Annotated in this window: 19 protein-coding genes; 8 read left to right on the top strand and 11 right to left on the bottom strand. The window is 62.3% G+C overall.

The window, feature by feature from the left end; translation table 11 throughout:
- Positions 1-87: 87 nt before the first annotated feature.
- The gene (locus tag P7C00_RS17040; RefSeq protein ID WP_404936913.1) at positions 88-270 is read right to left on the bottom strand and encodes a DUF6026 family protein; all 183 of its coding nucleotides are present in this window, start codon (positions 268-270) and stop codon (positions 88-90) included.
- A gap of 493 nt (positions 271-763) precedes the next feature.
- On the opposite strand from P7C00_RS17040, the gene gnd reads away from it, so the two are divergent.
- The 3 genes from gnd to P7C00_RS17025 are packed head-to-tail and all read left to right on the top strand — an operon-like array spanning position 764 to position 4,076.
- The gene (gene gnd, locus P7C00_RS17035; RefSeq protein WP_346634356.1) at positions 764-1,744 is read left to right on the top strand and encodes a phosphogluconate dehydrogenase (NAD(+)-dependent, decarboxylating); all 981 of its coding nucleotides are present in this window, start codon (positions 764-766) and stop codon (positions 1,742-1,744) included.
- Positions 1,741-3,258 (top strand): glucose-6-phosphate dehydrogenase, encoded by a 1,518-nt coding sequence (gene zwf, locus P7C00_RS17030; RefSeq protein ID WP_346634357.1) that lies wholly within the window; start codon positions 1,741-1,743, stop codon positions 3,256-3,258. Before gnd ends, zwf begins: the two co-directional genes overlap by 4 nt.
- Complete coding sequence (locus P7C00_RS17025; protein ID WP_346634358.1) at positions 3,255-4,076, top strand: Cof-type HAD-IIB family hydrolase; 822 nt, start codon at positions 3,255-3,257, stop codon at positions 4,074-4,076. Before zwf ends, P7C00_RS17025 begins: the two co-directional genes overlap by 4 nt.
- On the opposite strand, the gene nhaB is transcribed toward P7C00_RS17025, so the two are convergent.
- The 9 genes from nhaB to paaG all read right to left on the bottom strand — a co-directional run bounded on the left by nhaB (position 4,073) and on the right by paaG (position 14,217).
- Positions 4,073-5,575 (bottom strand): sodium/proton antiporter NhaB, encoded by a 1,503-nt coding sequence (gene nhaB / locus P7C00_RS17020; RefSeq protein WP_404936912.1) that lies wholly within the window; start codon positions 5,573-5,575, stop codon positions 4,073-4,075. The two genes, P7C00_RS17025 and nhaB, sit on opposite strands and share 4 nt — an antisense overlap.
- A 284-nt stretch (positions 5,576-5,859) precedes the next feature.
- The gene (gene paaZ / locus P7C00_RS17015; protein WP_404936911.1) at positions 5,860-7,914 is read right to left on the bottom strand and encodes a phenylacetic acid degradation bifunctional protein PaaZ; all 2,055 of its coding nucleotides are present in this window, start codon (positions 7,912-7,914) and stop codon (positions 5,860-5,862) included.
- Between the two features lie 122 nt (positions 7,915-8,036).
- Positions 8,037-9,113 (bottom strand): 1,2-phenylacetyl-CoA epoxidase subunit PaaE, encoded by a 1,077-nt coding sequence (gene paaE / locus P7C00_RS17010; protein WP_404936910.1) that lies wholly within the window; start codon positions 9,111-9,113, stop codon positions 8,037-8,039.
- Between the two features lie 29 nt (positions 9,114-9,142).
- Positions 9,143-9,673: a 1,2-phenylacetyl-CoA epoxidase subunit PaaD gene (paaD, locus tag P7C00_RS17005; protein WP_346634362.1), complete on the bottom strand. Its 531-nt coding sequence runs from the start codon at positions 9,671-9,673 to the stop codon at positions 9,143-9,145.
- Positions 9,660-10,421: a 1,2-phenylacetyl-CoA epoxidase subunit PaaC gene (paaC, locus tag P7C00_RS17000; protein ID WP_346634363.1), complete on the bottom strand. Its 762-nt coding sequence runs from the start codon at positions 10,419-10,421 to the stop codon at positions 9,660-9,662. Before paaC ends, paaD begins: the two co-directional genes overlap by 14 nt.
- An 8-nt stretch (positions 10,422-10,429) precedes the next feature.
- Positions 10,430-10,711, bottom strand: coding sequence for a 1,2-phenylacetyl-CoA epoxidase subunit PaaB (gene paaB, locus P7C00_RS16995; RefSeq protein ID WP_110597045.1), 282 nt, complete (start codon positions 10,709-10,711; stop codon positions 10,430-10,432).
- 32 nt (positions 10,712-10,743) lie between these two features.
- Positions 10,744-11,733 (bottom strand): 1,2-phenylacetyl-CoA epoxidase subunit PaaA, encoded by a 990-nt coding sequence (gene paaA / locus P7C00_RS16990; protein WP_123725264.1) that lies wholly within the window; start codon positions 11,731-11,733, stop codon positions 10,744-10,746.
- A 179-nt stretch (positions 11,734-11,912) separates the two neighbouring features.
- Positions 11,913-13,232, bottom strand: coding sequence for a phenylacetate--CoA ligase PaaK (gene paaK / locus P7C00_RS16985; RefSeq protein ID WP_404936909.1), 1,320 nt, complete (start codon positions 13,230-13,232; stop codon positions 11,913-11,915).
- Between the two features lie 193 nt (positions 13,233-13,425).
- The gene (paaG, locus tag P7C00_RS16980) at positions 13,426-14,217 is read right to left on the bottom strand and encodes a 2-(1,2-epoxy-1,2-dihydrophenyl)acetyl-CoA isomerase PaaG (protein WP_346634365.1); all 792 of its coding nucleotides are present in this window, start codon (positions 14,215-14,217) and stop codon (positions 13,426-13,428) included.
- Between the two features lie 479 nt (positions 14,218-14,696).
- On the opposite strand from paaG, the gene paaY reads away from it, so the two are divergent.
- The 4 genes from paaY to P7C00_RS16960 all read left to right on the top strand — a co-directional run bounded on the left by paaY (position 14,697) and on the right by P7C00_RS16960 (position 19,875).
- Positions 14,697-15,290, top strand: coding sequence for a phenylacetic acid degradation protein PaaY (paaY, locus tag P7C00_RS16975; protein WP_346634366.1), 594 nt, complete (start codon positions 14,697-14,699; stop codon positions 15,288-15,290).
- 75 nt (positions 15,291-15,365) lie between these two features.
- Positions 15,366-16,289, top strand: coding sequence for a phenylacetic acid degradation operon negative regulatory protein PaaX (gene paaX / locus P7C00_RS16970; RefSeq protein ID WP_404936908.1), 924 nt, complete (start codon positions 15,366-15,368; stop codon positions 16,287-16,289).
- A gap of 187 nt (positions 16,290-16,476) precedes the next feature.
- On the top strand, positions 16,477-17,487 hold the full coding sequence (locus P7C00_RS16965) for an adenylate cyclase (protein WP_404936907.1): 1,011 nt from the start codon (positions 16,477-16,479) through the stop codon (positions 17,485-17,487).
- Positions 17,488-17,727: 240 nt separating this feature from the next.
- Positions 17,728-19,875 (top strand): phosphocholine-specific phospholipase C, encoded by a 2,148-nt coding sequence (locus P7C00_RS16960; RefSeq protein WP_404936906.1) that lies wholly within the window; start codon positions 17,728-17,730, stop codon positions 19,873-19,875.
- Between the two features lie 183 nt (positions 19,876-20,058).
- Here the strand turns inward: P7C00_RS16960 and P7C00_RS16955 are convergent, their stop codons facing one another.
- Positions 20,059-20,325 carry a hypothetical protein gene (locus tag P7C00_RS16955; RefSeq protein WP_346634370.1) on the bottom strand — a complete coding sequence of 89 codons (267 nt, stop codon included), beginning with the start codon at positions 20,323-20,325 and terminating at the stop codon, positions 20,059-20,061.
- Between the two features lie 354 nt (positions 20,326-20,679).
- Here P7C00_RS16955 and P7C00_RS16950 point away from each other — a divergent pair, with 354 nt between their 5' ends.
- Positions 20,680-22,005, top strand: a complete 1,326-nt coding sequence (locus P7C00_RS16950; RefSeq protein WP_346634371.1) for a sigma-54 dependent transcriptional regulator — start codon at positions 20,680-20,682, stop codon at positions 22,003-22,005.
- Positions 22,006-22,047 lie beyond the last annotated feature (42 nt).

The raw sequence follows: 22,047 nt of genomic DNA, 5'->3' as shown, positions 1-22,047 counted from the left end.
GCGCCAGGATCAGGCGTGGCGGGGGATTTGTGGCGGGGAGTGAGTAGAGCTGTGAACGCAGGCGGGGCCTGCGTTCCGGGGCGAGGTTCAGCCTGCGGAGGGAAGGTGCCGCACTGCTGCGGGGGCTTGCCCCTGGTTCTGCAACATCAGGCGCAATTGGGCGAGTTCCCGTTGCAATTGATCGCGCTCGTCTTTGAGTTGGCGCAATTCGTCACGACGAATGGTCACGTAGAGAGTCTGTGCTGGTCGTGCCGGTAGTACTGTGCCCATTGCTTCACCTCGCAACTGGTATGCCTCAACTATGCTTTGCTGGCCGCATCCCTTGCGCAAAGCACCATCGCAGGCAGCGTGAAAACTACTGTGTTCGGCAATACCGCGTTAAAAACAGTCTTGCCTTCACTCGTGACGTTTTCACAGCGCCTGATGGCGGCGATTTTATTTCTTTTTTGGGCAATTGGAACTTTTTTATTTTTCGTGGTCGTTGTGCCTTCCTGGCGTTTTGCGTCGTTATCCCTCCAAGTTTTCAGAAACTTCGTCCCAAGTGTCGGGACTAATCTTCACGCAGTCCGCGCCGGCTGGGGCAGGTGATCGGGCTTGGGTGCGCCGCATTGCGCGCAGGTCGCCGCAAAAACTGGCGTTTTGTCTGAAGATTGCGCTGTCTTGGAGCGTCTCGCCTTGTATAGTTGCGCCCCTCGACGTTTGCACCCAGCCCTTTGGGCTATACATTTTTGATCTGAATTTTTTGCAGTAGGAGCATCAGCACATGCAACTGGGGATTATTGGACTGGGCCGCATGGGCGGCAACATTGCACGGCGCCTGATGCTCAATGGGCACGAGACCGTAGTCTTTGACCGCAACACCGATTTCGTCAGCACCCTGGCCGCCGAAGGCGCCAAGGGCGTCGCCGACCTGCCAGGCCTGGTGGCCGGCCTGGAAAAACCCCGCGCGGTCTGGGTCATGCTGCCGGCCGGCGCACCCACCGAAGAGACCATCGACACCCTGAGCCAGTTGCTGGAGCCGGGTGATGTGATCATCGACGGCGGCAACACCTACTATAAGGACGACATCCGCCGCGCTCGGGATCTGGCGCAAAAAGGCCTGAAGTACATCGACGTCGGCACCTCCGGCGGCGTCTGGGGCCTGGAGCGCGGCTACTGCATGATGATCGGCGGCGATGCTGATGAAGTGCTGCGTCTGGACCCGCTGTTCTCGGCCCTGGCCCCCGGCCTGGGTTCGATTCCACGGACCAAGGATCGCGTTTCCGATGACGACCGTGCCGAGCGTGGCTATATCCATGCCGGTCCTGCCGGTGCCGGGCATTTCGTCAAGATGATCCACAACGGCATCGAGTACGGGATGATGCAGGCCTTCGCCGAGGGCTTTGACATCCTCAAGACCAAGTCTTCGGACATCCTCCCGCAAGACCAGCGCTTTGACCTCAATGTGGCGGACATCGCCGAAGTCTGGCGTCGCGGCAGCGTGGTGTCCTCCTGGCTGCTGGACCTGACCGCCGATGCCCTGGCCGGCGATCCGAAGCTCGACGGTTTTTCCGGTGCCGTGGCCGACAGTGGCGAAGGGCGCTGGACCATCGAAGCGGCCATGGAGCAGGCGGTGCCGGTTCCGGTGCTGTCCAACTCGTTGTTCTCCCGCTACCGTTCTCGCGGCCAGGGCACCTATGGCGACAAGCTGCTGTCAGCCATGCGCTTCGGCTTTGGCGGCCATGTGGAGACCGGTAAGAAATGACCTCTACGCGAAAGAAGTCCAAGGCGTTGCCCGCGCCGCCGACCACGCTGTTCCTGTTCGGCGCCCGCGGTGATCTGGTCAAGCGCCTGCTGACTCCGGCGCTGTACAACCTGAGCCGCGACGGCTTGCTGGATGAGGGACTGCGGATTGTCGGCGTCGACCACAACGCGGTGAGCGACGCTGAGTTCGCCACCTTGCTAGAAGACTTCCTTCGCGATGAAGTGCTCAACAAACAAGGCCAGGGGGCGTCCGTGGACGCCGCCGTCTGGGCTCGCCTGACCCGTGGTATCAGCTACGTCCAGGGCGACTTCCTCGACGACTCCACCTATGCCGAACTGGCGGCGCGGATTGCCGCCAGCGGCACCGGCAACGCGGTGTTCTACTTGGCCACCGCGCCGCGCTTCTTCAGTGAAGTGGTGCAGCGCCTGGGGGCTTCGGGGTTGCTGGAGGAGGGGCCGGATGCCTTTCGCCGGGTGGTGATCGAGAAGCCCTTCGGCTCCGATCTGCAGACTGCCGAGGCTCTCAACGCTTGCTTGCTCAAGGTCATGAGCGAGAAACAGATCTATCGCATCGACCATTACCTGGGCAAGGAAACGGTCCAGAACATCCTGGTCAGCCGTTTTTCCAACAGCCTGTTCGAGGCGTTCTGGAACAACCATTACATCGACCACGTGCAGATCACCGCGGCGGAAACCGTCGGGGTCGAAACCCGTGGCAGCTTTTATGAACACACCGGCGCCCTGCGGGACATGGTGCCCAATCACCTGTTCCAGCTTCTGGCGATGGTGGCCATGGAGCCTCCAGCGGCCTTTGGCGCCGATGCAGTGCGCGGCGAGAAGGCCAAAGTGGTGGGGGCGATCCGCCCCTGGTCACTGGAGGAGGCTCGGGCCAACTCGGTGCGCGGCCAGTACCGCGCCGCCACCGTTGCGGGCAAGGCCCTGGCGGGCTACCGCGAAGAAGCCAATGTCGCGCCGCACAGCAATACCGAAACCTATGTCGCGCTGAAGGTGATGATCGACAACTGGCGCTGGGTCGGGGTGCCGTTCTACCTGCGCACCGGCAAGCGCATGAGCGTGCGTGACACCGAAATCGTCATCTGCTTCAAGCCGGCACCCTACGCGCAGTTTCGCGATACCGAAGTTGATCGACTGTCGCCGACCTACCTGCGGATCCAGATCCAGCCCAACGAAGGCATGTGGTTCGACCTGCTGGCGAAGAAGCCCGGGCCAAGCCTGGACATGGCCAATATCGAACTGGGCTTCGCCTACCGGGACTTCTTTGAAATGCAGCCGTCCACCGGCTACGAGACGCTGATCTACGACTGCCTGATCGGTGACCAGACGCTGTTTCAGCGGGCGGACAATATCGAGAACGGTTGGCGCGCCGTGCAGCCTTTCCTCGATGCCTGGAAGCAGGACGCGACGGTGCAGACCTACCCTGCGGGTGAGGATGGCCCGGATGCCGGTGATGAGCTGCTGGCCCGGGACGGTCGCGTGTGGCGGGCTCTCGGATGAAGGGGGGCAAGGTGCGGCCCATCGAGTTCCTGCTCAGCGATATGGACGGCACCCTGTTGCGCCCGGATCACCGCTTCAGCCCTCGAACCCTGGACGCAGTCCGCGCCCTGCGTGAAGCCGGCGTAGCCTTCAGCCTGGCCACCGGGCGTCCGCCGCGGGCCATGCAGCAGCAGATCGAGGCCCTGGGTGTGGATCTGCCGACTGCCGGGTTCAATGGTGGCAGTATCGTCAATCCCGATGGCAGCTTCCTGGTTCGCCATCATGTACCGGTGGAGGCGGCGGTCACCGCCTTGCTGCTGTTCCAGCCGTATCCGCAGATCGAAACCTGGGTCTTTGCCGACAACGAGTGGCTGGTGCGCGACCTCGACGGTCCCTTGATGCCCCTTGAGCGCCAGGCGCTGGGCTATGGGCCGAAGGTGGTGGACAGTTTCGCGGATTACCTGCCGCGGATCGACAAGATCGTTGCCGCCAGTAATGACCACCGGCTGCTGCTGGAGCTGGAAGCGCGGTTGCAGGGAAAAACGGCCGGGCTGGCCCAGGCCTCCCGTTCGCAACCACGGTTCCTTGATGTCACTGCCGTGCAGGCGGACAAGGGACAAGCCCTGGTGACCCTGGCCGAGCACCTCGGCGTGCCCCTGGAGCGTACAGCGGCCCTGGGGGATGGCGGTAATGACCCGGCGATGTTTCAGCGTGCCGGGTTGTCGATTGCCATGGGCCAGGCCGAAGAGCAGGTCAAGGACCAGGCCGACGTGATCACCGGCAGCAACCAGGATGATGGTGCTGCCGAAGCGATCGAGCGCTACATCCTCCTGCGTTAAAGCCAGTAACTCACCGCATACCAGCCCAGCAGGCCCATCACCACGGTGTAGGGCAGGGCCATCCACACCATCCGTCCATAGGACAGGCGCACCAGTGGCGCAATTGCCGAAGTCAGCAGAAACAGGAAGGCGGCCTGACCATTGGGGGTGGCGACGCTGGGCAGATTGGTGCCGGTGTTGATGGCGATGGCCAGGGTCTCGAAGTGTTCGCGACTCATCTGCCCGGAGACAAAGGCTTGTTTCACTTCGGTGATGTAGATGGTGGCGACGAACACATTGTCGCTGATGGCCGACAGCAGGCCATTGGCAATGAACAGCATGCCTGGCTGCTGGTCCGCCGGCAGCGCCAGCACCCACTGGATCAGTGGCACGAACAGCTGTTGCTGATGAATCACCGCCACCACGGCAAAGAACACCACCAGCAGGGCGGTGAAGGGCATGGCGTCCTTGAAGGCGTTGCCCAGCCGGTGTTCGTCGGTAATTCCGGTGAAGGCGGTGATCAGCACAATCACCAACAGACCGATCAGCCCGACTTCCGCAACGTGCAGGGCCAGGCCGACAATCAGGATCAGCGCCGCCAGCCCCTGGACCAGCAAGGCTGCCCGTTGCCGTGCGGTGCGCTGGGCGTCGTCTTCGGCGGCGTAGTTGGCCAGTACCTGGCGCACGTTGTCCGGCAGCAAGGTGCCGTAGCCGAACCAGCGCAGTTTTTCCAGGAGCACACAGGTCACCAGTCCGGCGGCCAGCACCGGCAGGGAAACTGGCGCCACCTTGTGGAAGAATTCGGCAAAGTGCCAGCCCATTTCATGGCCGATCAACAGGTTCTGTGGTTCGCCCACCAGGGTGCATACGCCCCCCAGAGCCGTGCCCACGGCACCGTGCATCAGCAGGCTGCGCAGAAAAGCGCGGAACTGCTCCAGGTCGTCGTGGTGCAGGGAAGGCAGATGCTGATCATCGCCATAGCCGCTGTCCTGGCGTGGGTCATTGCCGGAGGCCACCCGGTGGTACACCGAGTAGAAGCCCACGGCGGCACTGATGATCACTGCGGTAACGGTCAGGGCGTCGAGAAAGGCCGAGAGAAAGGCTGACAGAAAGCAGAACAGCAGCCCCAGCAGGGCCTTGGACCGTACCCCCAGCAGCAGGCGCGAGAACAGGAACAGCAGCAGTTCCTTCATGAAATAGATGCCCGCCACCATGAACATCAGCAGCAGGATCACCGGGAAGTTGTGCACCAGCTCGTCGTACAGCGCCTGGGGCGTGGCCATGCCCAGCAACAGCGCTTGCACCAACAGCAGACCGCCGGGCATCAAGGGGTAGCACTTCAGGGCCATGGCCAAGGTGAAGATGAATTCGATCACCAGGCACCAGCCGGCCGCTGCCGGGCTGACACAGAAGAACAGCAGGGGGTTGAGCAGCAGGAAGGCGATGATGCTTGCCTTGTACCAGCGGGGTGAGTGGCCGAGAAAATTGTGCGCGAACGCCTGGGCCATTGAGCCGGACATGGGCTGCTCCTAGTAGTGAGAAGCGCGCAACTTGCCGCAAGCCGGATCGAGAATCAAGAATCCATGAAATCTTTTGCCACAATATCCCCCCCACCTGTAGGAGCCAGCTTGCTGGCGAAGGCCTTCTCAAGGTCGACATCGTCGTGAGAGCCATTCGCCGGCAAGCCGGCTCCTACGGTGTCGGTGCTGCGGCCAACTCTTGTAGGAGCCAGCTTGCTGGCGAAGGCAGCCTCAAGGTCGACCTCGTCGTGAGGGCCTGTTCGCCGGCAAACCGGCTCCTGCGGTCAGGTGGTGCGTTTGGCGACCAGGGTCAGGATGTCGTAGCTGGCCACCAGTTCACCCAGTTGATTGGTCACTTCCACGTCCCAGGCCACCACCCCTTGCGGGGTGCCCTGGGGGCTCTGTTTGCCCTGGTCGATCTTGCGCTTGCAGGTCAGGCGCGCCTGCAGGGTGTCGCCAATGCCCACCGGGCTGATGAAGCGCAAGGTATCCAGGCCATAGTTGGCCAGCACCGGGCCCGGTGCCGGGGACACGAACAGCCCGGCCGCCGCAGAGAGCACGAAGTAGCCGTGGGCAATACGCTTGCCGAATTGCGACTCCTTGGCGGCGATCTCGTCGAAGTGCATATAGAAGTGGTCCCCTGACAGGCACCCGAAGTTCACCAGATCGGCCTCGGTGACAGTGCGCCGGTGGGTCAGCAGGGATTCGCCGATCTGCAGGTCCTGGAAGTGCCGGCGAAACGGGTGGACCTGCGTCTCGATAACCTTGGCGCCACGCACGTGTTCGCCGGTTACCGCGGCCAACATGCTCGGGGAGCCCTGGACGGCTGCACGCTGCAGGTAGTGCTTGACCGCCCGCAGGCCGCCCAGCTCTTCGCCGCCGCCGGCGCGGCCCGGGCCACCATGCTTGAGTTGCGGCAGCGGCGAGCCGTGGCCAGTGGATTCGCCGGCGCATTCGCGGTCCAGCACCAGCAGCCGGCCATGCCAGGCCGCGGCCCGAGGAATGACCTGGGCAGCGATGCCCGGGTCCTTGGTCACCAGGCTGGCCACCAGGCTGCCCTTGCCGCGAGCGGCCAGGTCCAGGGCCTGGTCCAGATCGTCGTAGGCCATCAAGGTGCTGACCGGGCCAAAGGCCTCGATATCGTGGGCACCACCCTGTGCCAGGGGATCACGGGACAGCAGCAGGGTCGGGGCAAAGAACGCGCCCTGGCTGACATTTCCCCCCCGGGGTTCGAAGCCGTCCCGGGCGCCGAACAGCAGATCGCTGCTGTGCAGCAGGCTTTCCAGGCGCGCGGTCACGTCCCGCTGTTGCTCATGGGAGGCCAGGGGGCCCATGCGTACGCCTTCCACCGACGGATCGCCCACCACCACCCTGGACAAGCGCTCGCGCAATCCCGTGGCCACGGCATCCAGGTGTTGTGTCGGGACCATGGCGCGGCGGATGGCGGTGCATTTCTGACCGGCCTTGACCGTCATCTCTCGCACCACTTCCTTGATGAACAGCTCGAACTCCGGGTCGTCCGGGGTCACGTCCGGCGCCAGGATCGCGCAGTTCAGGGAGTCGGCTTCGGCATTGAAGGGCACCGAGTGGCGGATCAGGTTGGGGTTGGATCGCAGTTTGCCAGCGGTGACGGCGGAACCGGTGAACGTCACCAGGTCCTGGCCTTGCAGGCGATCCAGCAGGTCGCCGGTGCCGCCGATCACCAGTTGCAGGCTGCCTTCTGGCAGCAAGCCGGATTCATGCATCAGGCGCACGGTGGCTTCGGTCAGGTAGCTGGTGGCGCTGGCGGGTTTGACGATGCACGGCATGCCGGCGAGGAAGCACGGGGCGAACTTCTCCAGCATGCCCCAGATGGGAAAGTTGAACGCGTTGATGTGCACCGCCACGCCGCCACGGGGCACCAGGATGTGGGTGCCGGCAAAGCTGCCGAGCTTGCTCAAGGATTGCGCCGGGCCTTCATGCAGCAGGTTGCCCGACGGCAGCTCCCGAGAGCCGAGTCCGGCGTAGCTGAACAGGGTGCTGTTGCCGCCTTCGATATCGATCCAGCTGTCGGCCCGGGTCGCGCCGCTGTGGTGGGACAGGGCGTACAGCTGTTCCTTGCGTTCGCTGAGGTACAGCGCCAGGGCCTTGAGACGCTGGGCCCGCTGCTGGAAATCCAGGGCCAGCAAGGCGCGGCCACCCTGTTGGCGCCCGTGCTCCAGGGCCTCGGCGAAGTCCAGGGGCTCTTCGTGGGTGCGGGCCACTTCATGGCCATCGATGGCGCTGCGCAGTGCCTGGGCCGGGTGTTGGCCAACCCAGCGGCCGGCGATAAAACTTTGCAGGGTAGGAGACTGTGACATGGAAGAACGCTCCGAACGGTGAATTAAGGCCGGCGCGGAGTGCTCCGTGCCGGTGAGTGGACCCAGTGACTGCTGGCACCGGAGGCACCAGTGCCAATCCGGGATCTTCGTGAGGGCAGGGTTCAGAGCTGGTCGAAGTCCAGCACCACCTTGGCGCTGACCGGGAACGACTGGCAGGAAAGCACGTACCCGGCCGCCACTTCGTAGTCTTCCAGCGCGTGGTTGCTGTCCATTTCCACTTCACCTTCGATGACCTTGCATTTACAGGTGGAGCAGACTCCGGCCTTGCACGAATAGGGCAGTTCGGCGCCTTGGGCATTGCCGGCGTCCAGCAGGCTCAGGCTGTTGCGCGGCAGGTCGAAGGCCAGGGCCCGGCCATCGCTGATCACGGTGATCCGGCTGACCTGGGCGTCCAGCACTCGGGCGGCTTCACGGGCCTGGCGTTTGTGTCCGTCGCCGGTTGCATGAAACAGCTCGAAGTGGATTCGCTCGGCGTCCATGCCCGCGGCCTTGAGACTGTCGCGCACGCTCTCGGTCATGGCCTGGGGGCCACAGATAAAGGCCGCGTCCAATTGCCGGACATCGAGCCAGCGGGCAAACAACTGCTGGCATTTGTCCTGGTTGATATGGCCGTTGTAGAGGTCTATGTCCTGCTGCTCGCGGCTGAAGACGAACACCAGGTTGAGGCGCTGCAGGTAGCGGTTCTTCAGGTCCTCCAATTGTTCGCGAAACAGCGCCGAGGCGCTGGAACGGTTGCCGTAGAGCAGGGTGATGCGGCTGTGGGGCTCGGTTTCCAGGGTGCTCTTGATGATCGACAGGATTGGCGTGATGCCGCTGCCTGCGGCCACCGCCAGGTAATGGCCGCGACGCTGGGGGTCGAGCTCTACATGGAAACGCCCGGCGGGGGGCATCACTTCAAGAGACTGTCCGGCTTGCAGCCGCTCATTGGCGAAGGCGGAGAAACGCCCACCATTGATGCGCTTCACCGCGATGCGCAGTTCACCGTCATTGACCCCGGTGCAAATGGAGTAGGAACGGCGCACTTCCTCGCCATCCAGCTCGGTACGCAATACCAGATGCTGGCCCTGGGTGAAGTGGAACTGCTGCTGCAGGTGCTGGGGAATCTCGAAGGCAATGGACACCGCGTCGCGGGTTTCGCTGCGTACGTCCTTGATGGTGAGGCGGTGGAACTGGCTCATGGCGGTTCTCCTCTGAGGCGGCTGGCGGCTCAGATGCATTTGAAGTAGTCGAAGGGTTCCAGGCAGTCACGGCAGCGATACAGGGCCTTGCACGCGGTGGAACCAAACTCGCTGAGGCGTTCGCTGTGGGCGCTGCCGCACTGCGGGCAGTGCACCGCAGGCGCCTCCCCCAGCAGGCTGCGCTTGCTGCTGCCCGAAGGTGGCGCGATACCGTAGGCCTGCAGGCGCTGGCGGCCACGCTCGGTGATCCAGTCGGTGGTCCAGGCCGGGGTCAGCTGGCGCAATAGTCTGGGTGCCGCGAAGCCTGCCTGTTCCAGGGCCTGGCGAATGTCGCTCTCGATCACTTCGGTGGCTGGGCAGCCGGAATAGGTCGGAGTGACCGACACCCGCAGGTGGCCCTGTTGCCAGCCGAGGTCGCGAACGATGCCCAGGTCCAGCACGCTGACCACCGGCACCTCGGGGTCCATCACCCGATCCAGGGTGGCCCAGGCCAGGTCCAGGTCCCCAGGCCGCATCGGCCGCGCGCCCTGGTCGCTGCCGATCAACTCACCAGACCGCATCGGGGTAGGCCCTCGGCAGGAATTGCATCTGGGCCAGCAGCGGGCCCAGGTGTTCGCTGTGCAGGCCCCGGCGCGCGTCCAGGTAGAAAGGGCTCGGGGCCTCGGGCACGGGCAGGGTCGCCCGGCAGAACACGGCTTCTACGGTGGCGCGCCAGGCTTCGGCAACCCGGGCCGGGTCCGCCCACAGACCCGCCTGATGCAGCTGGATCTCACCGGCGTGGTGCTCAATCAGCTCGCCAGTGAAGCGCCACAGCCGCGGGGTCGCCTGCAGCATGCGCTGGTGGCTTTCCTCGGTGCCGTCCCCCAGGCGCTCGACCCATTCGCTGGAGCGGCGCAGGTGGTAGGTGACTTCCTTGAGCGCCTTGGCGGCGATTCCGGCTAGGCGCGGGTCGCTGGACTGGCTCAGGCCCTGGAGGGTTTCCAGGTGCCAGGCGTCATAGAAGAACTGCTTGAGCATGGTGAGCGCAAAATCACCGTTGGGCTGCTCCACCAGCAGCAGGTTGCGGTAGGCCCGCTCGTCCCGGCGGAATGCCAGATGGTCGGCGTCGCGCCCATCGGCCAGCAGCTCGGCGGCATAGTCCAGCCAGTTGCGGGCCTGGCCCACCAGGTCGAGGCCGACATTCATCAGCGCCAGTTCTTCTTCCAGGGCCGGCGCCCGGCCGCACCATTCGCACAGGCGCTGGCCCTGGATCAGGGCGCTGTCGCCCAGGCGCAGCAGGTGGTCGATCAGATCGTTTGTAGGGTTCATGGCCGGCCTCACATGTGTCCGACTTCGGGGGGCAGCTGATAAAAGCTGGCGTGGCGGTAGACCTTGTCGTCCGCAGGGTCGAACAGCGGGTCCTTGTCATCGGGGGAGGAGGCGACTATCTGCGCCGAGGGCACCACCCACAGGCTTACGCCTTCGCTGCGCCGGGTGTACAGGTCCCGGGCGTTGTTCATGGCCATGGCGTCGTCGGCGGCATGCACGCTGCCGACATGCTTGTGATTGAGGCCGTGCTTGCTGCGCACGAAGACTTCGTAGAGGGTCCATTCAGACATTGTATTGACTCCGGATCAGGCTGGGTGCGCGCTCAGGCGGCGTTCTTGTTGGCTTTCTTCTGTGCATGGGCCACGGCGGCGGCCCGTACCCAGGCGCCGTCGTCGATGGCGTTGCGGCGAGTCTCCAGGCGTTCCTGATTGCACGGGCCATTGCCCTTGAGCACCTCGTAGAACTCTTGCCACTGAATTTCGCCGAAGTCGTAATGGCCGCGCTCGGCGTTCCATTTCAGCTCCGGGTCGGGGCAGGTGCAGCCCAGCAGCTCCAGCTGCGGGATGGTCTGGTCGATGAAGCGCTGGCGCAGTTCGTCATTGCTCTGGCGCTTGATTTTCCAGGCCATGGACTGGGCACTGTTGGGGGAGTGTTCGTCGCTGGGGCCGAACATCATCAGGGCCGGCCACCAGAGGCGGTTGATGGCGTCCTGGACCATCTCCCGTTGTGCCTGGTTGCCCTCGCGCATCATGGTCAGGAGGATTTCGTAGCCCTGGCGCTGGTGGAAGCTCTCTTCCTTGCAGATGCGCACCATGGCCCGGGAGTAGGGGCCGTAGGAGGTGCGCTGCAGCACCACCTGATTGACGATGGCGGCGCCGTCCACCAGCCAGCCCACGGCGCCCATGTCGGCCCAGTTCAGGGTTGGGTAGTTGAAGATGCTGGAATACTTGGCCCGGCCGCTGTGGAGTTTGGCGACTTCTTCGTCGCGATCGGCGCCGAGGGTTTCCATGGCGCTGTACAGGTACAGGCCGTGGCCGGCTTCGTCCTGGATCTTGGCCATCAGTTGCAGCTTGCGCTTGAGGGTCGGCGCGCGGGTGACCCAGTTGCCTTCGGGCAGCATGCCGACGATTTCCGAGTGGGCATGCTGGGAAATCTGCCGGATCAGGGTCTGGCGGTAGGCATCGGGCATCCAGTTCTTGGCCTCGATCTTGATTTCCCCGTCGATCTTTTCCTGGAAGGTGCGCTCCTGCTCGGACATTTCTGCCAGCGGCTTGATGCGCTTGACCCCCGTCTCTACCAGCTGTGCGTACATGCAGTGTCTCCCGGGTTGCAGGTGTGGGTGAGGCTGTGAATGTTTATATGTGATACATAAATAAATATCAAACACAAAATAACGTGTCATGTTTTGTTTCTGTATCGCTTTGCCTCCATACCCGAATGACAGACGAAAAAAAGCCCCGTCATCACGGGGCTCCAATGCTTGCGCTAAAGCTATTTACGGCTGTCGACCACCCGGCAGGCCTTGCCTTCCGAGCGCTTGATGCTGAAAGGGGGCTGCAAAACGATACGTGAGCTGATGCCAATATGGGTTTTTATGTGGCGACTCAGTTCGCTGCAGATGGCCCTTTGCTGCTCATCCCCCAACTGCTGGTACTCGCTCTTGAGCTCGACGTGGATGTCGACGCTGTCGAGGTTGCCGTGTCGATACAGATGGATCTCGTAACAGGGGGCCAGGTGTACGGCTTTGAGCACTTGCTCCTCTACCTGAGTCGGAAACACATTGACCCCGCGAATGATCAGCATGTCGTCGCTGCGTCCGGTGATCTTGTCGATGCGCCGCATGGGCCGCGCCGTGCCCGGCAGCAGGCGGGTCAGGTCGCGGGTACGGTAGCGGATCATCGGCAGTGCCTCCTTGGTCAGGGAGGTGAGCACCAGCTCGCCCATTTCACCATCGGGCAGTACCTGACCAGTCAATGGGTCGATGATCTCGGGATAGAAATGATCCTCCCAGAGGGTCGGTCCGTCGCGGGTCTCGGCGCATTCCATGGCCACTCCCGGGCCGATGATCTCCGACAGCCCGTAGATGTCCAGGGCTTTGATGCCCAGGCGCTGCTCGATGGCGTCGCGCAGTTCGTCGGTCCAGGGTTCGGCGCCGAAGATTCCCAGGCGCAGGGCCAGCTTGTGGGGATCAAGACCCTGGCGTTCGATCTCGTCGGCGATGTTGAGCATGTAGGACGGCGTGACCATGATGATGTCCGGCTGGAAATCCTTGATCAGTTGCACCTGTTTCTCGGTTTGGCCGCCGGACATGGGAATCACGGTGCACCCCAGGCGTTCGGCACCGTAGTGTGCCCCCAGGCCGCCGGTGAACAGGCCGTAGCCATAGGAGACATGCACCTTGTCTCCGGGCCGGCCGCCGCCGGCGCGGATCGACCGGGCCACCACCTGGGCCCAGGTGTCGATGTCGTTGCGGGTATAGCCCACCACGGTGGGCTTGCCGGTGGTGCCGCTGGAGGCATGCAGGCGCACCACCTCCTGCATGGGCACCGCGAACATGCCGTAGGGGTAGTTGTCCCGCAGGTCGGACTTGGTGGTGAAGGGCAGTTGGGCAAGGTCCTCCAGGCGCTGGATGTCCTGGGGATGCACGCCCAGGGCGTCGAAGCGCTGGCGATACAGGGGCACCTTGGCGTAGGCGTGGTTCAGGCTCCAGCGCAGGCGCTCCAGCTGATGCTGGCGCAGGTGGTCGATGCTGGCGGTTTCCATCGGGTCCAGCGGCACTTCGGGCACGGTTCGGGCTATCGGCATGTTCATGGTGTCACTCGTATTGTTGTTGTCTTTCAACCCGCCGCTGCGGGTTCTGAGTGCATGACCCGGGAGCGCCACGGCTGGCTCCCGGGAGAGTCCTGCAGGCGCGGGTTAGCGCCTCTGAATGATCAGGGTGATGGACGCTCGTGCCCCGGTAACGACTGCGGCAGTCTCTGCGATATCGGGCAGCGGGGCCATTTCAGCGTCCCTTGAACACGGGAGCGCGTTTCTCCATGAAGGCACTGACGCCTTCTCGGTAGTCGTCGCTGCGCCCTGCCAGGCGTTGCAGATCGCGCTCCAGCTCCAGTTGCTGATCGAAGCTGTTGTGCAGGCTGGCATTCAGGCTGCGCTTGATCAGCGCCAGGCCATAGGTGGGTTGGGTCGCCAGGTGCCGGGCCAGGCTCAGGGCTTCATCGCGCAGCAAGGCGTCGTCCACGCACTGGTAGATCAACCCCCATTGCTCGGCCTGTTCGGCGCTCAGGCGGTTGCCGAGCAGGGCCAGGGCCTTGGCCCGGGCCATGCCCACCAGGCGTGGCAGCAGCCAGGTGCCGCCGGAATCGGGAATCAGTCCGAGTTTGCAGAAGGCCTGGATAAAGCTCGCGGAGCGCGCCGCCAGCACCAGATCGCAGGCCAGGGGCAGGTTGGCGCCAGCGCCGGCGGCCACACCATTGACTGCACAGATCACCGGTAACGGCAGGTCGCGCAGCTCGCGCACCAGCGGGTTGTAGAACTGTTCGATGGATGCACCCAGGTCCGGCGCTGCGTCGCCGGGTGCGACGTTGCGCTCGCCCAGGTCCTGCCCCGCGCAGAAGCCGCGGCCTTCGCCGGTCAGGAGCAGGACCCGCACCTCGGGGTTGTTGCGCACGTGTTTGAGGGCCGCTTGCACCTCGCCATGCATCTGCGGGTTGAAACTGTTGAGCTGTTCGGGGCGGTTGAGGCTGAGGAGGGCGACGCCCTCGCTGATGGAGAACAGGATGGTGGCGAAGTTCATGGTCGGGACACTCTGTTCAGGGTTTTGACGGCAAGGTATTGAGGCATGGTGGATGTCCTCGGCGTGATGCGGCCGTTTGCCGGCTCGATTGTTGGGTCGGCCCGGGAGCCGGTTTTCGCCGAGTATATCGCCAATGCGATACATAAAATCAAGATTAAAAGATTATTAATGTGTCCTATTATTCGCTCTCGACTGCGACCTGTTCGGGACGGAAGGTCGACGGGATGCTGCCTGGCGCCCTTGATTCAGGCTACATCCTTTATGGTTTGCCGGTTGTGGGGTTAGTGGCGGAGCAGGCCAGTGTTTTTCAAGGGCTGTTGTGTGCCGAGAATAATCTGATACAAAATGCCGTCCGCGTTGTATCGGTATCCTGGGGGGACTGGTGTCGTGCATTCTCGGCGGTGTATTCGCGGGTAAGTGGACCGCCTCCCCGGTCGCTCCAACAACAGCAGCTCCTGTTGATCAGAGAGAGAAACAGCATGACGTGCTACAGCCTTGACGGATTGACTCCGGTGGTCGATCCCAGTGCCTATGTACACCCTTCGGCGGTGCTGATCGGCGATGTGATAGTCGGCCCCCACTGCTATGTCGGCCCCCTGGCCAGCCTGCGGGGGGATTTCGGCCGGATTGTCCTCGAAGAGGGGGCCAATCTGCAGGACACCTGCGTCATGCACGGCTTCCCCGATAGCGACACGGTGGTGGAGCGCAATGGTCATATCGGTCATGGCGCTGTGTTGCACGGCTGCCGGATTGGCGCCGATGCGCTGGTGGGCATGAATGCGGTGGTGATGGACAACGCCTTTATTGCGCCACGCTCCTTCGTCTCGGCGGCAGCATTGGTCAAGGCCGGCTTCGAATGCGCACCGCAATCGCTGGTCATGGGCGCGCCGGCGCGGGTCACGCGTCAGTTGAGCGACGAGGAAGTGGCCTGGAAGCTGGCCGGCACCCGGGAGTACCAGCATTTGACCCGTCGCTGCCTGGAGCGGATGCAAGCCTGTGAGCCGCTGTCTCGGGTCGAGGTCGATCGGCCGCGAATCGCTGACGGCGGCTTTCGTCCCAAGGCAGGCCAATGAACCCCCATGAATACGCCGGGCCGCTGCAACGGCCTTAAACCGGCTATATTCCTTCCTTTTTTTTCCGGTACGTCCATGTCGTCCCTAGCGCCACTGAATCACCTGATCAAACGCTTTCAGGAGCAGACCCCGATCCGCGCCAGTTCGCTGATCATCACCCTGTACGGCGATGCCATCGAGCCCCATGGCGGCACCGTCTGGTTGGGCAGCCTGATTCAACTGCTGGAGCCCATGGGGATCAACGAGCGGCTGATCCGTACCTCGATTTTCCGCCTGAGCAAGGAGGGCTGGCTGACTGCCGAAAAGGTCGGTCGCCGCAGTTACTACAGCCTGACCCTGGCCGGTCGCCGTCGTTTCGACAAGGCCTTCAAGCGGGTCTACAGCGCCGGTGTGCCGGCCTGGGACGGTTCCTGGTGCCTGGTGATGCTCGGGCAACTGCAGCCGGAGTTGCGCAAGCAAGTGCGTGAAGAGTTGGAGTGGCAAGGGTTTGCCGCGATGTCGCCGCTGATGCTGGCATGCCCGCGCAGCGATCGCGCCGATATCAATGCCACCTTGCTGGAGCTTGGCGCCCAGGACGACACCATCGTCTTTGCCACCACGCCCGAGGATGCGCTCGGTTCCAGAGCCCTGCGCCAGCAAGTGCGCGAGAGCTGGAACATTGAAGAGCTGGCGGCCCATTACAGTGAATTCATCCAACTGTTTCGTCCCCTCTGGCAGGCCCTGCGGGAACAGGAGCAACTGCAGCCGTCCGACTGTTTCCTGGCTCGCCTGCTGCTGATTCATGAGTACCGCAAGCTGTTGCTGCGCGACCCGCAACTGCCAGACGAACTGCTTCCCGGCGATTGGGAGGGCCGGGCAGCACGCCAGCTGTGTCGCAACATCTATCGCTTGATCCAGGCCAAGGCCGAGGAGTGGCTGGCCACGGCTCTGGAGAGCGCCGATGGTCCACTACCGGATGTAGGCGAGAGCTTCTATCGGCGCTTCGGCGGATTGCTCTAGTTTAAATAAGGATTGACCTTGGAAATTGACCTGTTTTAGGGTCGCCAGGGTCTGCTGGGCAACTAAGTTTGAAATGTTTAAGCGTTGTTGCAGTTGGATGAAGTTCAGGTGATTGGCAGTAAGAGGGGCACGGCCGTGAGGGAATATTCGGTCATGCAGGGAACGCAGGTAGATAAAGGACTTATCAATGAGATCGATACGCAAGGTGGCAGTGCAACTGTGTTTGGCCGGTCTGTTCATTACTAGCGGGAGTCTGGCTGGTGCCTCGCAACTTGTTCCGGCGCTGGGGCTGGCCAATGATCAATATGCCAAGTCACCGGGGCCCTACAAAGTAACTACCAATGCGGTCCTGAGTGATTGTCGTGGTTTGTTGGGGGTGTTGGCGAAGATCATGCTGTTGGACAACAGCGTTCAATGTAACTCGTCCTTTCCATATGGTTTTTCCAGTCCGATTTCCACCAGCGTTTATTACCCGAGCAATATAAAGAATCTGGACAAGTTGCCGGTGGTCAACTTTGTTGGCGGCATCCTTTCCAATCAGGGGCAATACACCGATCTGCTGAAGCTGTGGGCGAGTTACGGCTTTATCGTGATCATCTCCTCCGACTTCATCAATACCGCGCCCAGCATGCATGTACTCGGCGCTCTTGAGTTGAGCAAGCTCAACCAGGACCCAACCTCACCGTTGTTCGGTAAGGTCGACCTGTCCCGCACCATAGTAGCGGGGCATTCCGCCGGCGGCGGGGCGTCGATCCTGTCGTCGAGTCTGCTGCCTGGCACCTTGAAGGACATCGATCCACAGCTGCGCTACATCGGCTCGCTGCCCATCGAGCCCGGGCCCATAGGCCTTGGCTCTACCGTCAAGACTCCGACCCTGGTGCTCACCGGGGCCGCGGATGTGGTGGTGCCGGCCTGGGCCTGGCCGCGGCTCTGGCAGGGTGGGTTGATCAAGGCAGTGCCGGGATGGAGTGCCACGGCCCATAACGCCACCCATTTCAGTCCGGTGCGAAGTGTCCGGGAAAACGAGTTCGCCGGTATTACAACGGCCTGGATTCTATATCTTGGCCAGAATGATCCGGAGGCCAAGGAGTACTTTGTCGGTCCGGACTACAAACTCGCACGGGACCCGCAGTTTATCCGGCTGGTATTCAATCCGTTGCGGGTTCAACGCAATGAAGTGGCGGACAATCTTCAATAAGGCCACGGGTCGATATTGTTCCTGGGTCTGGTTGTCCAAGACGGCTTTGCAAGCTCGGGTGTTTTATTCATGAAATATTCTTCTGCAACCTTGAGAACGTGGAATGTTTGTGAGGCAGCAGGCCTGAGCAATATCGACTTGATGCAAGTGCAATGACAATGTCACTGCATTGTTACTTGAGGTGAATACTTTTATTGCAGCGTCATATATCGCGCTGCAACCATAAGGATTCAATCACCCATGCCCAGTCTTTCACGCAGGAAGCTATTGCAAGCGGCCGCTATCGGTTCATTCTTTTCATCCTTGCCAGTGGCTATTCGCCAAGCCCTGGCAATACCGGCGAATAACCGTACGGGGACGATCAAGGACGTCGAACACGTAGTGATCCTGATGCAGGAAAATCGCTCTTTCGATCATTACTTCGGTACTTTTCCCGGGGTGCGGGGTTTCAGTGACCGCTTTACCATTCCGCTGCCCGGTCAGCGCGAGGTTTGGGAACAACAGGGCAAGGGCCGGTTGGTGATGCCGTATCACCTGGACAGCACCAAAGGCAACGCCCAGCGCGTCAGTGGCACGCCCCATTCGTGGGCAGATGCACATGCGGCCTGGGGCAACGGCCGCATGAATGCCTGGCCGACCCACAAGACCACCACGTCCATGGGTTATTACCGTGAGCAGGAATTGCCGTTCCAGTTCGCCCTGGCCAACACCTTCACCCTGTGCGACGCCTATCACTGTTCGGTGCACGCTGGCACCAACCCCAATCGGCTGTTTCTCTGGACCGGTTGCAACGGCCCGACAGCGGCAAAGGTCGCCGCGGTGGTCAACGAATGGGATGGTCCGGGCGCGGTAAACGTCGGCTACAGCTGGAAGACCTATCCTGAACGCCTGGAAGAGCAGGGCGTCAGCTGGAAGGTCTACCAGCACCTGCCGGACAATTTTGGCGACAACCCCCTGGCCGGCTTCCGTCAGTACCGTGCCGCCAGCGTGCAGGTGGGCAATCCAGCCCAGCCGCCCAAGGACTTCAATGCCTTTGTGCCCTACAGCGATGCCTTGAACGCCGTGGCTCCGCTGTACAAGGGCAATGGCAATACCTTGCCGGCCAGCAGCGGCAGCAATCTGGAGACCATCATTGGTGGATTTCGCAATGACGTGCAGGCCAGCAAGTTGCCCCAGGTCAGCTGGATTGTTGCGCCGGCCGCCTATTCCGAGCATCCCGGCCCATCGAGTCCGGTCCAGGGCGGCTGGTTCACCCAGGAGATCCTCCTGGCGCTGACCAGCAATCCCGAGGTCTGGAGCAAGACTGTGCTGTTGCTCACCTACGATGAAAACGATGGCTTCTTCGACCATGTGCCGTCGCCGTCGGCACCTTCCCAGCGCCAGGATGGCAGCTTTGCCGGCAAGTCCACGCTGGGTTTCGACAGCGAACTGTTCAAGCATCCGGCGCCACCCGGCTCGACCCAGCAACCACTGCCCGATGGCGGCGTGTATGGCCCTGGACCGCGGGTGCCGATGTTGGTGCTGTCTCCCTGGAGCCGGGGAGGCTGGGTCAACTCCCAGGTGTTCGATCACACCTCGGTGCTGCAATTTCTGGAGAAGCGCTTTGGTGTGCGGGAGCCGAATATCAGTGCATGGCGGCGTGCGGTATGTGGCGACCTGACGTCGGCGTTGAATTTCGTCGACCCTAACCATGAGCCATTGCCGGCGCTGCAGACCACCACCCGCCAGGCCGCCGATGGTTTGCGCCAGCGCCAGGAAAAACTGCTTCAGGTGCCGGTGCCATTGGCCAGCCAGCAGCTGCCACCGCACCAGCCGCGGCTGGCACGCCCCTCACGGGCATTGCCATATCGTCTGCATGTCGACAGCCAGGTAGACCCCAAGGCCAAGACGCTGTCTCTGAGCCTGCAGAACACCGGCGGGCAGGGTGCAGTGTTCCATGTCTATGACGGCCTGCACCTGAGCGATATTCCGCGTCGTTACACAGTGGAGGCCGGCAAGGCGCTGCAGGACAGCTGGCCGGTGGTGGAGCGCTATCAGCTGTGGGTATTGGGTCCCAATGGCTTCCACCGCAGTTTCAGCGGTCAACTGCAACAGTTGCAGCCGGAGCTGTTGGTGACGTCCAGCAACAACCAACTGCAGTTCACCCTGAGCAATCCGGGTACGCGTGGGGTATCGGTCACTATCGATCGCTGCCCTTATACCCAGCAAGGACCCTGGACCCTGGCCGTGCCTGGGGGAGCAGAGGTGCGCCAGGTCTTTGCCTGTGAGTCCAGCGGTGGCTGGTATGACTTGACCCTGCGCAGTGACGCAGGCTGGTTGCGCCGGGTGGCCGGACGGTTGGAAACCGGGGCGCACAGCATCAGTGACCCACTGATGGGGCGGCCCTGAGAGGCCATCGGAGAGGCAAAGGGGACAACAGCTGGAAACAGCGAGGAGGTGGCGCTTCTGCAATAGCCAAAACAACCACTACCCTGAAGGTAAAAGTTGTAGCGAAGGGGAAATAGATAGCGTGCTTAGTTGTTTTGCTTAAATAGCGGATCACCTGTTCGGGTGATCCGCTAACAGCATCGCTTACTTGGGCATGGCCCAAGACTGCAAGATATAACCTTCCTGGCTCAGTTCAGCGCGGGCTTGTTTGAGCAGGTCTTCCAGTTGGGCTGGATCAGAGTAGGCACTGCTGGGAATCCGGGTTTGACCGATACGGGTACTGGTACGGTCGATGACGGTCAGGCTCAGTTCGCCGTTCCCGTCCTGTGGGGCCCAGGCCACGCATTGAAAAGGCTTGAATGCGCGGTCGGCGATCAAAAGTGCTTCGTTTCTACGGAGCGGGGCGTTCATGGGGTCTTCTCTCTATGTGCCCAATCAGATGATGTGCCGTCGGTTGGGCTTACCGTTCGGCTGGTCACTTGTACTGATGCACTGAGGTAGTGATCGGGTCACACGGAAAAACAAGTTTTTACAACTTTCGCGTCTGAGCCCTGTGACAGGGCCATTAGTTACGGGGTTTCTAAAAAACAACTGCGACAATCAGTCACTCTGGGCGAAGTTCTGGCGGCACCTTAGTTCCTTTGGGAAGAAGCGCTATAAGCAATTGGTACATTCACGCGTCAAGTTCTTGCTAGTGTTACAGCCAGGTTAGCCAAACCACTGTTTCTAATAACTTTTCCATCCTCTTGGCGCCAAGGTACAGTCATGCTCGAAGCTCCCGTGCAGCGCCGCTTGCTGGTGGTCGATCCCTGTGACGACTGCCATCGCCTTCTACCCGGTCTGCGCGCCATTGGCTGGGATGTGGATAGCTGTGACCTGGAGTCTGCCCGTGAGCGTTCCTGCGATGTCGGCTTGCTGCGCCTGCAACCCTTTCACCTGGAGCGCCCGGAAGCGGTCAAGGACCTGATCAGCCACAGCGGCACCGAGTGGATTGCGGTGCTGAGTCCGGAAGTCCTGCGCCTGCAAAAGGTCGGTGACTTTGTCTGCGAATGGTTTTTCGACTTCCATACCTTGCCGTTCGACGTATCCCGGGTTCAGGTGACTCTGGGCCGGGCCTTCGGCATGGCCCGCCTGAGGGGCCAGGGCTCGATCCATGTGGACCAGCCCGAGCACGAGTTGCTGGGGAACAGCCGGCCGATCCGCGACCTGCGCAAGCTGCTGAGCAAACTGGCGCCCACCGAGTCACCGGTCCTGATCCGTGGCGAGAGCGGCACCGGCAAGGAGCTGGTGGCGCGGACTCTGCATCGCCAGTCCCAGCGTCACGACAAGCCCTTTGTGGCGATCAACTGCGGGGCGATTCCCGAACACCTGATCCAGTCCGAGCTTTTCGGCCATGAAAAGGGCGCTTTTACCGGGGCACACCAACGCAAGGTCGGGCGCATCGAGGCGGCCCATGGCGGCACCTTGTTCCTCGATGAGATCGGTGATTTGCCGCTGGAACTGCAAGCCAATCTGCTGCGCTTCCTGCAGGAAAAGCACATCGAGCGGGTAGGCGGCAGCCAGCCGATACCCGTGGATGTACGGGTGCTGGCTGCGACCCACGTGGACCTGGAGGCGGCCATCACCAGTGGTCGTTTTCGCGAGGATCTGTATTACCGGTTGAACGTGCTGCAGGTGATCACGGCGCCGCTGCGTGAGCGTCACGGCGACCTGGGGATGCTGGCCAGCCACTTTGCTCACTTTTACAGCCAGGAAACCGGGCGCCGGCCTCGCAGTTTCAGTGAGGACGCTCTGGTGGCCATGGGCAAACATGACTGGCCGGGCAATGTCCGCGAACTGGCCAACCGGGTGCGCCGGGGCCTGGTGCTGGCCGAGGGGCGGCAGATCCAGGCCAGTGACCTGGGATTGCAGGGCCTGCAAGCCCAGGATCTGCCCATGGGCACCCTGGAAGACTACAAGCACCGCGCCGAGCGTCAGGCCCTGTGCGACGTGCTCAACCGGCACAGCGACAACCTCAGCGTGGCTGCCCGGGTGCTGGGCATCTCGCGTCCGACTTTTTACCGTTTGTTGCACAAGCACCAGATCCGCTAGGGCGGCGAAAACGCCAAGGCCCGCTGCGATTGAGCAATCGCA

Origin of the sequence: Pseudomonas sp. JDS08PS003 (genome assembly GCF_045013505.1) — a bacterium.
GTDB lineage: Bacteria > Pseudomonadota > Gammaproteobacteria > Pseudomonadales > Pseudomonadaceae > Aquipseudomonas > Aquipseudomonas protegens_B.
This window is presented reverse-complemented; position numbering and strand designations above follow the sequence as displayed.